This is a genomic window from Rathayibacter sp. AY1H3 (assembly GCF_002932015.1).
The window spans coordinates 53,942-67,194 of the sequence record NZ_PSUU01000006.1 but is presented as its reverse complement, the minus strand read 5'-3'; the positions used below and the strand labels follow the sequence as shown (position 1 = coordinate 67,194).

Genomic DNA, 13,253 nt, shown 5'->3' with positions numbered 1-13,253 from the left:
TCAGATCTCCTGGGCGAAGTTGCCCTCGAGGCGGCGGAAGATCCGGTGGCCGATCCACACGAACACCAGCCCGACGACGAGGACGATGAGAAGGCGCAGCTCCATGTCCGGCGGCCACACCTGGGGGGCGATCTCGTTGCCGTCGATGATGCTGACGCGCGAGCCGTCTCCCCAGATCGCGCGCTGGAAGGCGAGGATCGCGTTCGAGATCGGGTTGATGAGGTAGAGCTGCTCGGCCCAGCCGTGGCCCGCTCCGGTGGAGGCGGCGACGACGAAGTTCCACGCGTAGACGATGGGGGAGAGCCAGAAGAAGATCTGCAGCCCGACCTCGACGAGGAACTGGACGTCGCGGAGGTAGACGTTGAGGGCCGAGAGGGCCAGGGCCAGCGCGAGGCCGTACACGAGCACGATCGCCAGCGCGGGCACGATGTAGAGGAGCTGGACGCCGAAGATCAGCGAGCCCGTGAGGACGGCTCCCGCGATCAGGACGACGAACTGCACACCGAAGTTGAAGAGGGCCGAGCCGATGGCCGCCACCGGGAAGATCTCCCGCGGCAGGTACACCTTCTTGATCAGTCCGCCGTTGCCGAGGATCGACGTGGTGCCCGCGGTCACGATCTCGCTGAACAGGCCCCAGAGGGTGAGCCCCGAGAAGACGAAGATCGCGAAGTTCGGGACGCCGCGCGAGGCCCCGAGGATCTGGCCGATCGCCACGTAGTAGATGAGGAGCATGATCAGCGGCCGGACGAGGCTCCAGACGAAGCCCAGGCTGCTGTCCTTGTAGCGCGACTTCAGCTCGCGCCCGACGAGGAGGCGGAGCAGCTCGCGGTGCCGCAGGATCTCGGCGAGGGAGGCGACGAAGCCGCCCGAGCCGCCGCCGACGGCCGACGTGGTGCCGGCGATCTGGAACGGCTCGTCGGCGATCGCGCGCGCGCGATCCACAGCTTTGCTGGGCATGGAACTCCAAGCTCTCGGCCTCCGCCGGGCGACGGACCGCATCATTATACGTGCGGCCCACCCTGGAGCCCCCTGGCTGGCGTGCCGGTGCGCGGCGCATGGCGGGTAGTCTTGCTCCCGCTCGCCGACTGAACGACACGAACGAGGTGTTCGCCATGCCCACGCAGCCATCCGACGTCCCCCTGGACCCGGCGCCGCAGAGCGCTGGGGACCCCGCCCCCGTCCTCGGCGGCACGGGCGAGGACGCTCCTCCCGCTCCCGACCCGAGCCTCGAGTCGGCGGTCGGCGACGCCGCTCCCGCCGCCGTCCCGGCCGAGCCCGCCCGCACGTCCGGGGCTCCCATCGAGCCCCGTCTCGCCGAGCCCGAGTCCCCGGACGAGGAGCTCGCCCGCCTGCGCGCGCAGGTCGACTCCCTCCTCAACGACCCCTTCGACGAGTGGGTCGAGCGGATCCAGGTGGGCGGAGTGACCGCCTCCGGCTTCGAGCGCACCCTCTCCTGGCGGGTGACGAAGCCGCTCCGCCTGGTGCGAACCTTCCAGATCCGCGTCGAGCAGCTCGGGCTGTCGGGCGCCGTCGGCCACAGCGCGCGCTTCGTGAAGCGCCGCCTGTCCGGTCGGGCGCGATGAGCGACCGGTCGCAGGTCTCGGCCGCCGGCGCGGCCGCCGCGCGCGCCCACCGCACGGAGGCGATGCTGCAGCGCCTGGAGCAGATCGGCGCGCTCCTCTTCGACGAGGAGCGCCGCGCCTCGCTGCGCACCCGCGGGCCCGGCCCGTACCTCGACGAGGTGGCCCGCGAGATCCGCTCGCGCCAGGACGACGAGTTGACCTGGGTCGCGCTGGTGTCGTTCACGGCCGCGTACCCGACGAGCGAGCTGTTCGACTGGTTCCGCCGCGCCCTCGAGCTCGCCCCCGAGGAGGCGGCGCTGCGCATCTTCCTCGAGGCGGGCTCCCGCACCGCGACCGGGTTCGCCGATCTGGACGCCCGTGTCGAGGTCGTCACCGGGGCCGTCCTGATCGACGTCGACTTCCCCGCCCGCCACGGTCACAACACCGGCGTCCAGCGGGTCGTGCGCCAGACCGTGTCCCGCTGGGACGCCGAGCACGAGATCGTCCCGGTCGCCTGGGTCCACGGATCGATGTCCTTCCGGCGCCTGAGCGCGATCGAGCACGAGCGCGTCGTCGACTGGTCCTCCGCCGGGCGGCGCGACTGGGAGCACGGCGATCCGGAGCGCATCGAGTTCGTCGTGCCCTACCGCAGCGTCGTCGTCATCCCCTCGGTGCCCGACTACAACCAGTGCGGGCCGCTCGCGGCCCTCGCCGAGTACTCCGGCAACGAGGTCGTCGTCCTCGGCCACGACGCCATCCCCGTCGTCAGCGCCGACACGGTGCCGCCGGAGGAGACGGTGCGCTTCGTCAACTTCCTCTCCGTGGTCAAGCACGCCGAGCGCGTCGCCACGGTGAGCGCCGCGGCTGCGCTGGAGTTCGAGGGCTTCGTGCGAGCGCTCCCCGCTCAGGGCCTCACCGGCCCGACCGTCGTCCCGGTCCCGCTGCCCGTGGAGCTCCCGGACGGCCTGCGCTCCGAGGGCCGGAGCGCGTCCGGCCTGCCGCTCGTGCTCTGCGTCGGCAGCCAGGAGCCCCGCAAGAACCATCTCGCGGTGCTGCACGCCGCCGAGGTCCTCTGGCGCGAGGGCCTGCGCTTCCGCGTCCGCTTCATCGGCGGGGCCAACCCCTGGGCGCACCAGGTCTTCGATCCCCGCGTGCGCGAGCTGGTCGCCGCCGGACGCCCGGTCGAGGTGCTCCGCGGAGCCGACGACGACGTCCTGATCGCGAGCTACCGGGAGGCGCTGTTCCTGGCGTTCCCGTCGCTGCACGAGGGGTACGGCCTGCCGGTCGCCGAGGCGCTGTCGATCGGGCTCCCCGTGCTGACCTCGCGCTACGGCAGCACGGCGCAGATCGCCGAGCACGGCGGATGCGTCCTGATCGACCCGGAGTCCGACGAGGAGATCACCGACGGCATGCGCCGCCTGCTGACGTCGCCGGAAGTCGTCGACGAGCTCCGCCTCGAGGCGGCAGAGCGGCCCGAGCGCACCTGGGACGACTACGCCCGGGAGCTGTGGGCCGCCCTGATCGGCCCCTCGGCCCTCATCGAGCACGAGGAGGCGCCCCGTGCGCTCTAAGCAGTACCTGGTCGACCGTCTCGCCACCCTGGTGCGCACCCTGGCCCCCTCCGTGGAGCCGCTGGGCAGCGTCGACGCCCTCACCGGACAGCTGAGCGTTCTGCTGCCCGCCCCCACCGACCGCGAGGTCTGGCTGGTGCTCGCCGTCCTCCGCGGCACGCTCCCGCGCCGGGAGGACGTCGTCGACGGCCGCCGCCGGGCCCGGCTGGACGGCACCGCCGGTCTGCTCACCCACGCCGCGTCCACCATCGCCTCGAACCGGGTCTTCGCCCGCTTCCACCACCCCGAGGTCGAGGTGGTCGTCGGCGCGGTCGTCGTCGACGTGCACCACACCGCGCGCACGGGGCTGGCCACGGGCATCCAGCGCGTGGTGCGCCAGAGCCTCGTCCGATGGACGCGCGACCACGAGATCCTGCTCGCCGGCTGGGACTCGACCCACGAGTCGCTCGTCATGCTCACCCCGGAGCAGAGCCGGAACGCCGTCTCGGGCGACGTGCCCGACGCCGCCGAGGACCGCTCCCGCGTGATCGTCCCGTGGCAGGGCACCTACCTCCTGCCCGAGCTCGCCGTGGAGGACGAGCGGACGTCGCGCGTCTCCGCTCTGGCCGAGTTCAGCGGCAACCGCACGGGCACCATCGGCTTCGACTGCGTGCCGGTCACCACCGCCGAGACGGCGAGCACCGGCATCAGCGCCGCCTTCTCGCGCACGCTCGTCGCCGTGTCGCACATGGACCGCATCGCGACCATCTCCGAGGCGGCCGCGACCGAGTACTCCGGCTGGCGCCACATGCTCGGCAGCGTCGGGATGCAGGGGCCGGACATCCGGCCGATCCTGCTGCCCTCGCAGCCGGAGAGCGTCTCGGACGAGGAGCTGGCCACCGCCGCGCGCTCGCTGGTGACCGGTGACCTCCCGCTCGTCGTCTGCGTCGGCAGCCACGAGCCGCGGAAGAACCACCTGGCTGTGCTCCAGGCGGCCGAGCTGCTCTGGCGCCGGGGCGTGCGCTTCAGCCTGGTCTTCATCGGCGGCAACGCCTGGAGCAGCGCCGAGTTCGAGTACCGACTCGAGGTCCTCGAGGGGCAGGGCCGTCCGGTCCGCTCGCTCTCCAAGATCACCGACGCGCTGCTCTGGAGCGCCTACCGCCTGGCCCGGTGCACGGTGTTCCCCTCGATCAACGAGGGCTACGGTCTCCCGATCGTGGAGTCGATCTCGGTCGGCACCCCGGTCGTGACCTCCGGCTTCGGCAGCATGCACGAGGTCTCCGCCTCGGGTGGCGCGCTGTTCGTCGATCCGCACGACGACCACGACATCGCCGCGGCCCTCGAGCGGCTGCTGACCGACGACGAGCTGCACGCGCGGCTCTCGGCGAAGGCGCTCGCGATCGACGGCGGCACCTGGGACGAGTACGCCGCCCGCGTCTGGTCGTACCTCGTCGAGGGCGAGGGCGTCGACGAGCGGGGCCGGGCCGAGCAGTCGGACGCGACCGCCTAGGCGTCCTCGACCCACCGCGTGCAGAAGGCCCCCGCTCCAGGAGCGGGGGCCTTCTGCACGCGGTGGGCGCGGCTCAGTCGGAGCGGCGCGCCAGCTCGAGGTCGTTCTCGACCATGCGGGCGACGATCTCCTCGAAGCTGACGGTCGGCGCCCAGCCGAGCACTTCGCGGGCCCGGGAGGCGTCCCCGCGCATCTCGGGGGCGTCCACGGGGCGCGCGAACCGCGGGTCGATCGTGACCCGCTGCTCCCAGTCGTCGATGCCGGCCGCGGTGAAGGCGGCACGGACGAAGTCGCGGACCGAGTGCGCGACTCCGGTCGCCACGACGTAGTCGCCCGCCTCCTCGGCGCGCGAGGCGCGCACGAGGGCGTCCACGTAGTCGGGGGCCCAGCCCCAGTCGCGGCGCGCGTCGAGATTGCCGAGCGAGAGCACCGACTCGGCGCCCGTCGCGATCGCCGCGACTCCGGCGGTGATCTTGCGGGTGACGAAGCCCAGCGGCCGTCGAGGCGACTCGTGGTTGTAGAGGATGCCGGACGAGGCGTGCAGCCCGCGGCCACGGTAGACCGCGACGAGGTGGTGCGCGAACGCCTTCGCGGCTCCGTAGGGCGAAACCGGGCGGATCGGGGTCCGCTCGGTCTGCGGGTTCTCGGTCGCGGCCCCGAAGATCTCGGAGGACGAGGCCTGAACGAAGCGGACCTCCCGGCCCGCCGACTCCTGGAGCGCCAGCGAGGCCTCCAGGAGCGCGGCGACCGCGGTGCCGGTCACCTCCGCCGTGAGCACGGGCTCCTTCCACGAGAGCGCGACGGAGGAGAGGCCGGCGAGGTGGAAGACCGTGTCCGGCTGCGCCTCCGCGACGATACGGCCGAGGCCGGAGGCGTCGCGGAGATCGCCCTCGAAGGCGCGGACGGAGGCGGGAAGAGCGGCGTCGTCGGTCCCGCGCACGAGCGCGGAGACCTCCCAGCCGTCGGCGAGCAGGCGCTCGACGAGGTAGCCCCCGTCCTGACCGCTCGCTCCGGTGACGAGAGCGGCAGGCATGACTACTTGATCAGCGCGGACTGCTCGGCGAGGTCGTTCTCGACCATCATCGCCACGAGCTCGGGGAACGAGACCTTCGGCTCCCAGCCGAGGACGTCGCGCGCCTTCGCCGGGTCGCCGATCAGCAGGTCCACCTCGGCGGGACGCATGAACGCGGGGTTCTGGGTCACGTACGGGGTCCAGTCCTCGATGCCGACGTGGTTGAAGGCGATGTCGAGGTACTCGCGGATCTCGTGGGTCTCGCCGGTCGCGACCACGTAGTCGTCGCCCTCGGGCTGCTGCAGCATGCGCCACATCGCGTCGACGTAGTCGCCGGCGAAGCCCCAGTCGCGCTTCGCGTCGAGGTTGCCGAGCTCCAGCGTCTCCTGGAGGCCGAGCTTGATGCGGGCGACCGCGAGGCTGATCTTGCGGGTGACGAACTCCGGGCCGCGGCGGGGCGACTCGTGGTTGAAGAGGATGCCGGAGGAGGCGTGCATGCCGTACGACTCGCGGTAGTTGATGGTCATGTAGTGGCCGAAGACCTTGGCCACTCCGTAGGGCGAGCGCGGCCAGAGCAGCGTCTCCTCGCTCTGCGGGACCTGCTGGACCTTGCCGAACATCTCGGAGGAGGAGGCCTGGTAGAACTTCACGCGCGACATGTCGGAGCCGGCGTAGAGGCGGGTCGCCTCGAGGATGTTGAGCACGCCCTTGCCGGTCACATCGGTGGTGAGCGACGCGTTCTCCCACGAGTAGGCGACGAACGAGATCGCACCGAGGTTGTAGACCTCGTCGGGCTGGGCGGCGGCGAGCACGCGCACGAGGCTCGACACGTCGGTCAGGTCGCCGGTGAGCAGGGTCACCTCGGGCACGGTGCGGCGGACCAGCTCGTACTTGGGGTTGTTCTGCCCGCGGACGAGCCCGAAGACCTCGTAGCCCTTCGAGAGGAGGAGCTCGGCGAGGTAGAGGCCGTCCTGGCCGGTGATTCCGGTGATCAAAGCGCGGGGCACGTGGTGGTCCAATTCGTCGGGGTCGATGACAGCGGGACACATACTACCCACGGGCACGGCCGGGCGCCGGGAGCGGTGCGGCCCGCCGGTATCCTGGCCGGGCTTCGGACCGATTGGACGCCATGCCGGAACTCCGCCCCGTCACGCTCGCCGTGCTCACCGTCGACCCGGGCGGGATGGGCGGCGGCGAGACCTACGCGCGCGCGCTCACGCGCCTCCTGGCGCCGCGGCCGGGGGAGGAGGGGCCCGCCGTGCAGGTGCTCGTCCCCGAGAACGCGCGCGGCTTCAGCGAGGGCGTGCCCGAGGTCGTGGCCGAGGGGGTCGTCAGCGGGGCGGGCCACCGCCGCCGGGCCGTGGGGATGCTCCAGGCGCTCCTGCGCACGCCGCGCCTGCGCCGGCGCCTCGGCCGGGACGCGGTGCTCTACTTCCCGTTCACGGTCCCGCTCCCGTGGCCGTCGCGGCGGCAGGGGCACGTGCAGATGCTGTTCGATCTGCAGCACCGCGACCTCCCGCACCTCTTCCCCCGCGTCGAGCGCGTCTTCCGCCGGCTCGCCTACGAGGCGACCGCTCGCCGCGCCGACGCGGTCATCACCATCAGCGCCTTCACCAAGGGGCGGATCGTCGAGCTGCTGGGCATCCCGGAGGAGCGGATCCACGTGTCGCATCTCGGCGTGGACACCCGGCGCTTCGTCGCGAATCTGGGCACACGCGAGGACTTCGTCTTCTACCCGGCGCGCGCCTGGCCGCACAAGAACCACGCCCGCCTGTTCGAGGCGGTGCGCCTGCTGCGGGAGGAGGGGCACGCCCTCCGGCTCGTGCTGACGGGAGGGGACCTGGACCGCCTCGGCCCGCTGCCGGACTTCGTCGAGTGGCGCGGCCACGTCACTCCGGAGGAGCTCGCCGACCTCTACCGCCGAGCCGCGGTGCTGGCGTTCCCGAGCCTCTACGAGGGCTTCGGCCTCCCGCCGATCGAGGCGATGGCGTCGGGATGCCCGGTGGCCGCCTCCGACGCGGGCTCGCTCCCGGAGATCTGCGGGGACGCCGCGGTCTACGTCGATCCGCTCGAGCCGCGCTCGATCGCGGACGGGATCCTCGAGGCGATCGAGCGGACCGGCGAGCTCGGCCCGCTCGGCGTCGAGCGCGCCCGGTCCTTCAGCTGGGAGCGCTGCCGGGAGGAGCACCTCGCCGTGCTCCGCCAGGTGGCGCGGCGGCGCGGGCGCTGAGGAGTCCGGTCAGTCCCGCGGGTGCAGGAGCCGGCGCCAGCTCAGTCCCTGGGCCGCGCGCATCGCGCAGAGCACCACGAGCAGCCAGCCGGCGTCGAGCAGGATCGAGCTCTCGGCCAGTGCGGTGACCATCAGCACGGTCAGCACCAGCACCGGCCAGACGTGCACGACCGCCTTGCGCTCGGAGGCGATCAGCCAGGAGCGCCAGAGCGCGAGGCCGATCAGCACGACGAAGAGGACCACCCCGACCGCGCCGACCTGCAGGGCCACGTCGAAGAGCGCGTTGAGGCTCGACGAGTGCGGGCGGCCCGAGAGGTAGTCGATGGCGGTGAAGGGGTAGAGGTCGGGCCGCCAGTAGCCCACCCAGCCCCAGCCGACGATCGGAGCGAGGTCCGTGAAGCGCCAGACCTGCTGCCAGAGCCGCAGCCGGAACTCGAACTCGCTGCCCGCGTTCAGCAGCTCGATCACCCGGTAGCGCAGGAGCCACACGGTGAGGGCGGCCGCGGCGGCGACGCCGAGCACCGCGAACTGCCGCCGACGGCGGTGGGTGCCGTCGCCGTGGCGCACCCAGCGCAGAGCGAGGGCGACGACGACGGCCACGGCGAGCACGCCCGCGCTCACGGCGGAGCGCGTGAAGAGGAGGGTGACCGCGGCGAGGGCGAGCGAGGCGACGGCCGGCCCGCGGGCGACGGAGCGGGTCATCAGCTCCACCGAGAACGTCACGATCGCCAGCAGGCAGACCAGCCCGAGCTGGTTGCGCGTGCCGACGAGTCCCTGGATCGGCCCGCCGACCGCGAGCAGGCCCTCCACGCCGAGGAAGCGCAGCGGCTGGTCGATCAGCACCCCCGAGAGCACCTCCACGGCCAGCGAGGCGATCAGCACGACCCGCAGCACGTCGCCGACCGAGCGGATGATCTGGATGATGTCGCGCGTGAGGCCGATCGCGATCGCCAGGAACGCCAGGGCGAACTGGTAGACGACGCTCGAGACCGTGGCCCAGGTGTAGTCGCTCCACAGCACGCTGAGCGCGATCCAGCCGAGGAACACCAGGATGCTCGTGGGCAGCAGGCCCTCCCAGTCGAGCCGCCCGCGCCGCAGGACGAGCATGACCGCGGCGAGGGCGGTGAGCGTGGCGACGGCGGCGATGTAGCCGGGCCAGCCGAGGAGCCCGCGGACCGCCGGGGCGCAGAGGACGGTGACGAGAGTGGTCTGCGCGAGGGCCGCCGCGAACTGCGGGGACGCCGTCGCGTCGGCGACGGAGGCGGGGAGCGAGGGGCGGCGGGGCCTCATCGCCTCGGGGAGGCGTCGGCGAGGGGGAGCGGGGTCGCGGCGAGGACCTCGGGCGTCTCGGTCGCCGGTCGCTTGGTCTGCACCGCGAAGAGGACGAGGAGCAGCCAGCCTCCCTCGATCAGGATCCGGCTCTCGAACAGCGACTGCGCCAGGAGGGCGACCACGATCAGCAGCGGAGCGAGGCTGACGGCCGTGTAGGGGAGGGTCGAGGTCGCGTCGCGCCGCGGGCGGTCGACCGCGCGGAACCAGGAGCGCCACAGCGTCGAGACGGCGAGCGCCGCGAAGAGGACGAGGCCGAACGCTCCGAGCTGGAGGGCGACGTCGAGCCAGGCGTCGTGGGCCTGCAGGTAGAGCACGCCCTTGCGCTCGGCGAGGGTGTCGAACGGGGCGGCCCAGGGAGCCCAGTAGCTGACCCAGCCCCAGCCGAGGACCGGGCGCTGCAGCGTGAGCGCGATCACCGAGTCCCAGATGTCGAGGCGGCCCGTGGCGTCCTCGCTCTTGCCGAGCAGGCCGAGGAGGGCGCCCCAGCCCGCGGCGCCTCCGGCGACGGCGGCCACCGCCAGCCCCGCGGCGGTCAGGTAGACGGGACGGCGGCGGGACTCGCCCCTCCGGCGAGCCCAGAGCGCGAACGCGGCCGCGAAGACGACGGCGACGAGGCAGAGCAGGACGGTGGCCGAGCGGGTGAGCAGGAGGGTCGCGACGAACAGGGCGACCCAGACCGCTCCCCAGCGGCGCCGGACCGAGTGGGCCGCCAGCTCGATCGCGATCACGATCAGGCCGAGCAGGGCGAGGAAGCCGAGGAGGTTGCGGTTGCCGACGATCCCCTGGACGGGCTCGCCGGTGAAGAGGGCTGCCTGCGACCAGTAGAAGGCGTCGGGCGTCGGTCCGTCGGCGGGAGGCTCGACGCCGAACGGCAGGACGGGCTGCCGCACGACGACCGCGATCACGAGCTCGAAGAGGAGCGAGAGGCCGACGGAGAGGCGCAGTGCCCGTCCGAGAGCCGTGAGCAGTTCCCGGCTGCTCAGCGTGACGGCGAGGACGACGCCGCCGAGCGTCGTCGCGAGCTGCGCCGTGACTCCGATCGCGCTCGCTCCCGGATAGGCGGACCACAGCAGCGAGAGCACCGCGAGCCCGAGGAAGAGGACCAGCGACTTCGGCGTGCGGGCCCAGCGCGGGCGGGGGCGGGCGCGGACGAGCACGGCGATCGAGGCGCCCAGGAGCAGCGCGACGACGACGCCCCAGCCCCACCATCCGGCGAGGTTCCGCAGCGACTGGCCGGCCAGCAGCACGGCCAGCACCGCCACCGCGAGCGCTCGGGGAGCGGCGGGGGCGGCGCGTCGGATCATGGCGACCAGTCTAGGGAGCGGGGGCGGCGCGGCGGCGTGCCGGGCGCGCCGCCGCTCGCTCCCCGGCCGGGGCGTCCCCTCGGGGAAGACGGCTTGGACGGGAGGCTCAGACGAACGCGGCGGTGCCGGTGATCGAGCGGCCGACGATCAGCGTGTTCATCTCGCGGGTGCCCTCGTAGGAGTAGAGGGCCTCCGCGTCGGCGAAGAAGCGGGCGACGCCGTAGTCGAGGACGATGCCGTTGCCGCCCATCACCTCGCGGCACCAGGCGACGGTCTCGCGCATCCGGGCCGTCGCGTAGGCCTTCGCGAGGGCGGAGTGCTCGTCGCGCTGCTCGCCGGCGTCGAGCATCTCGGACACGCGGGTCGCCAGGGCGATGCTGGCCGTGATGTTGCCGATGCTCTTGACCAGGAGGTCCTGCATCAGCTGGTGCCCGACGAGCGGCTTGCCGAACTGCACGCGCTCCTTCGCGTAGCGCAGCGCCGCGTCGTAGGCGCCGATCGCGACGCCGATGGCCTGCCAGGCGACCTCGGCACGGGTGAGCCGGAGCACCTTCGCGGTGTCGCGGAACGAGTTCGCGCCCTGCAGGCGCAGCGACTCCGGGACGCGGACGCCCTCGAGCACGATGTCGGCGTTCTGCACCGTGCGCAGGCTCTGCTTGCGCGCGATGGCGGTGGCGCGGTAGCCCGGCGTCGAGGTGGGGACGAGGAAGCCCTTCACCTGGCCGTCCTCCGCGTCCTTCGCCCAGATCACGGTCACGTCGCTGAAGGTCGCGTTGCCGATCCAGCGCTTCTCGCCGTCGAGGATCCAGTCGTCGCCGTCCCGGCGGGCGGTGGTGCGCAGGCCCTGGGCGGAGTCGGAGCCGGAGTGCGGCTCGGTGAGGCCGAAGGCGCCGACGACCTCGCCCGAGGCGAGCTTCGGCAGCCACTCGGCGCGCTGCTCCTCGGAGCCGGCGACGCCGACCGTGCCCATCACCAGGCCGTTCTGCACGCCGACGTAGGTCGCGATGCCCGCGTCCACCCGGCCCAGCTCGAGTGCCACCCAGCCGCGGAACACGGCGGAGTTCTCGATCGCGCGGGTCTCGGGCCAGGAGAGGCCGATGACGCCGGTGGCGTGGATCCCGGGGATCAGCTGCCGCGGGAACTCCGCGCGCTCCCAGTACTCGTCGGCGATCGGCCGCACCTGCTCCTCGAGGAACGCGCGGACGCCGACCAGCAGCTCCTTCTCGGCGGGCGTGAGCGCCGCCTCGAACCCGTAGAAGTCGGCCCCCAGGGTCTCGAAGGTCGTGCTGTCCATGCTCTGTGCTCCCTCGCTCGTCGGATGCGGCACGGCGACCGCTCCGACGGCGACAGTGCTGCGACTCCCAGCGTACGAAGCGCGCCTGCGAGTGCCGCGTCCTCTGGCGGAGAGCACCAACAGGCGGGCCCTCCTCCCGGGCCCGCGTTGTGGATCCTGCTAGCGTCGCAGCGGAGCGGCCCCGGCGCGTCCGGCTGAGCGGCTCGGACCCACCCCTCGGACGGAAGGCCAGCGCTCCCGTGTTCATCCCGATCGGCAACACCCCCCGCGACTACGCCTGGGGCTCGCTCACCGGCATCTCGGAGGCCCTCGGCACCGCGCCCTCCGGCGCCCCCGAGGCCGAGCTCTGGCTCGGCGCGCACCCGGGCTCGCCCGCGCGCATCCTCGACCCCGCCTCGGTCGGCGCCGGCACGCTCGCCGAGTGGATCGGCGAGCACCCCGAGGCGGCGCTCGCCGGAGTGGAGGGGTCGGTCGATCCGGTCTCGGGCGCTCCCCGTCTGCCGTTCCTGCTCAAGATCCTCGCCGCGGGCGGGCCGCTGTCGCTCCAGGCCCACCCCTCGTCCGAGCGGGCCCGGCGCCGGTTCGTCGAGGAGGAGGAGGCCGGCATCCCGCGGGACGCCGCCGATCGCAACTACAAGGACCCGTTCCACAAGCCCGAGCTGATCTACGCGCTCAGCGAGAGCTTCGACGCGCTCTGCGGCTTCCGCGAGCCGGCGGACGCCCGGGCGCTGCTCGCCGAGCTGGCCGGGCGCGCCCCGGCGGAGGAGGCGGCCGCGATCGCGCGGTTCGCCCGGACGCTCGAGGGCGAGCCCTCGGAGGTCCTCCGCGGCGCCCTGTCGTGGCTGCTCGCCGACGGCGACCGCGCCGAGGTCGCCGCGCTGGTGTCCGCGGTCGTCGCGGCGTCCACGGGCGACGACCGCCTCGAGACGACCACGGTCCGGGACCTGGCCGAGAGCTACCCGGGCGACCCCGGCATCGTGCTCTCGCTCCTGCTCAACCGCGTCCGCCTCGCCCGCGGCGAGGTGCTCTACCTGCCTGCAGGCAACATCCACGCCTACCTCGCGGGCACGGGCGTGGAGCTGATGGCCGCCTCCGACAACGTGCTGCGCGGGGGCCTCACGCCCAAGCACATCGACGTGCCCGAGCTGGTGAGCGTGCTGGAGTTCTCGCCGCTGCCCGTGCCCTACCTCCCGGCCGAGCAGGCCGGACCGGGCGTGCGCGTCTACCGTCCGGACGTCCCCGACTTCGTGCTCGCCGTCGTGCAGCCGGCGTCGGAGGAGCCGGCCCGCGTCGCCCTGCACGGGCCCGCCATCGCGATCGCGACCGAGGGCTCGTTCTCGCTCGAGGGCGCCGAGGGCTCGGTCCGCGTCGAGCGCGGCGGCAGCGTGTTCGTGACCCCGTCGGAGGGCGCTCTCGCCGTCACCGGACGGGGCACGCTCTTCGTCGCGACGGTCTGACC

11 protein-coding genes are annotated in these 13,253 nt (G+C 73.1%); 5 read left to right on the top strand and 6 right to left on the bottom strand.

Translation table 11 applies throughout. The features are described 5' to 3' along the window. Positions 1-957 (bottom strand): ABC transporter permease, encoded by a 957-nt coding sequence (locus C5C33_RS04260; RefSeq protein ID WP_104223153.1) that lies wholly within the window; start codon positions 955-957, stop codon positions 1-3. A 155-nt stretch (positions 958-1,112) separates the two neighbouring features. Here C5C33_RS04260 and C5C33_RS04255 point away from each other — a divergent pair, with 155 nt between their 5' ends. From C5C33_RS04255 to C5C33_RS04245, 3 genes are read left to right on the top strand one after another with little or no spacing between them, the layout of a single operon-like run. Beyond that, positions 1,113-1,583, top strand: coding sequence for a hypothetical protein (locus tag C5C33_RS04255; RefSeq protein ID WP_104223152.1), 471 nt, complete (start codon positions 1,113-1,115; stop codon positions 1,581-1,583). Next, entirely contained in the window at positions 1,580-3,133 is a 1,554-nt protein-coding gene (locus C5C33_RS04250; RefSeq protein WP_104260496.1) for a glycosyltransferase, read from the top strand. The genes C5C33_RS04255 and C5C33_RS04250 overlap by 4 nt, the downstream gene beginning before the upstream one ends. Next, positions 3,123-4,622 (top strand): glycosyltransferase family 1 protein, encoded by a 1,500-nt coding sequence (locus tag C5C33_RS04245; RefSeq protein WP_104260495.1) that lies wholly within the window; start codon positions 3,123-3,125, stop codon positions 4,620-4,622. Before C5C33_RS04250 ends, C5C33_RS04245 begins: the two co-directional genes overlap by 11 nt. 73 nt (positions 4,623-4,695) lie before the next feature. Here the strand turns inward: C5C33_RS04245 and C5C33_RS04240 are convergent, their stop codons facing one another. After that, on the bottom strand, positions 4,696-5,655 hold the full coding sequence (locus tag C5C33_RS04240) for a GDP-mannose 4,6-dehydratase (RefSeq protein WP_104260494.1): 960 nt from the start codon (positions 5,653-5,655) through the stop codon (positions 4,696-4,698). 2 nt (positions 5,656-5,657) lie between these two features. Beyond that, entirely contained in the window at positions 5,658-6,641 is a 984-nt protein-coding gene (locus tag C5C33_RS04235; RefSeq protein WP_104275317.1) for a GDP-mannose 4,6-dehydratase, read from the bottom strand. Between the two features lie 122 nt (positions 6,642-6,763). On the opposite strand from C5C33_RS04235, the gene C5C33_RS04230 reads away from it, so the two are divergent. Beyond that, entirely contained in the window at positions 6,764-7,864 is a 1,101-nt protein-coding gene (locus C5C33_RS04230) for a glycosyltransferase family 1 protein (protein ID WP_104246673.1), read from the top strand. 9 nt (positions 7,865-7,873) lie between these two features. On the opposite strand, the gene C5C33_RS04225 is transcribed toward C5C33_RS04230, so the two are convergent. The 3 genes from C5C33_RS04225 to C5C33_RS04215 form a co-directional block, all read right to left on the bottom strand. After that, the gene (locus tag C5C33_RS04225) at positions 7,874-9,154 is read right to left on the bottom strand and encodes an O-antigen ligase (RefSeq protein WP_104260493.1); all 1,281 of its coding nucleotides are present in this window, start codon (positions 9,152-9,154) and stop codon (positions 7,874-7,876) included. Further along, positions 9,151-10,500: an O-antigen ligase gene (locus C5C33_RS04220; RefSeq protein WP_104260492.1), complete on the bottom strand. Its 1,350-nt coding sequence runs from the start codon at positions 10,498-10,500 to the stop codon at positions 9,151-9,153. Before C5C33_RS04220 ends, C5C33_RS04225 begins: the two co-directional genes overlap by 4 nt. 106 nt (positions 10,501-10,606) lie before the next feature. Continuing rightward, a complete protein-coding gene (locus C5C33_RS04215) occupies positions 10,607-11,794 on the bottom strand; it encodes an acyl-CoA dehydrogenase family protein (protein WP_104246671.1) in 1,188 nt (395 codons plus the stop codon). A gap of 239 nt (positions 11,795-12,033) precedes the next feature. On the opposite strand from C5C33_RS04215, the gene manA reads away from it, so the two are divergent. Then, positions 12,034-13,251, top strand: a complete 1,218-nt coding sequence (manA, locus tag C5C33_RS04210; protein ID WP_104246670.1) for a mannose-6-phosphate isomerase, class I — start codon at positions 12,034-12,036, stop codon at positions 13,249-13,251. Positions 13,252-13,253: the final 2 nt, after the last annotated feature.

Coding starts and splice junctions, on each gene's coding strand:
- C5C33_RS04225 (WP_104260493.1), bottom strand. CDS start 9,154: ATGAGGCCCCGCCGCCCCTCGCTCCCCGCCTCCGTCGCCGACGCGACG.
- C5C33_RS04240 (WP_104260494.1), bottom strand. CDS start 5,655: ATGCCTGCCGCTCTCGTCACCGGAGCGAGCGGTCAGGACGGGGGCTAC.
- C5C33_RS04260 (WP_104223153.1), bottom strand. CDS start 957: ATGCCCAGCAAAGCTGTGGATCGCGCGCGCGCGATCGCCGACGAGCCG.
- C5C33_RS04230 (WP_104246673.1), top strand. CDS start 6,764: ATGCCGGAACTCCGCCCCGTCACGCTCGCCGTGCTCACCGTCGACCCG.
- C5C33_RS04220 (WP_104260492.1), bottom strand. CDS start 10,500: ATGATCCGACGCGCCGCCCCCGCCGCTCCCCGAGCGCTCGCGGTGGCG.
- C5C33_RS04255 (WP_104223152.1), top strand. CDS start 1,113: ATGCCCACGCAGCCATCCGACGTCCCCCTGGACCCGGCGCCGCAGAGC.
- C5C33_RS04250 (WP_104260496.1), top strand. CDS start 1,580: ATGAGCGACCGGTCGCAGGTCTCGGCCGCCGGCGCGGCCGCCGCGCGC.
- C5C33_RS04215 (WP_104246671.1), bottom strand. CDS start 11,794: ATGGACAGCACGACCTTCGAGACCCTGGGGGCCGACTTCTACGGGTTC.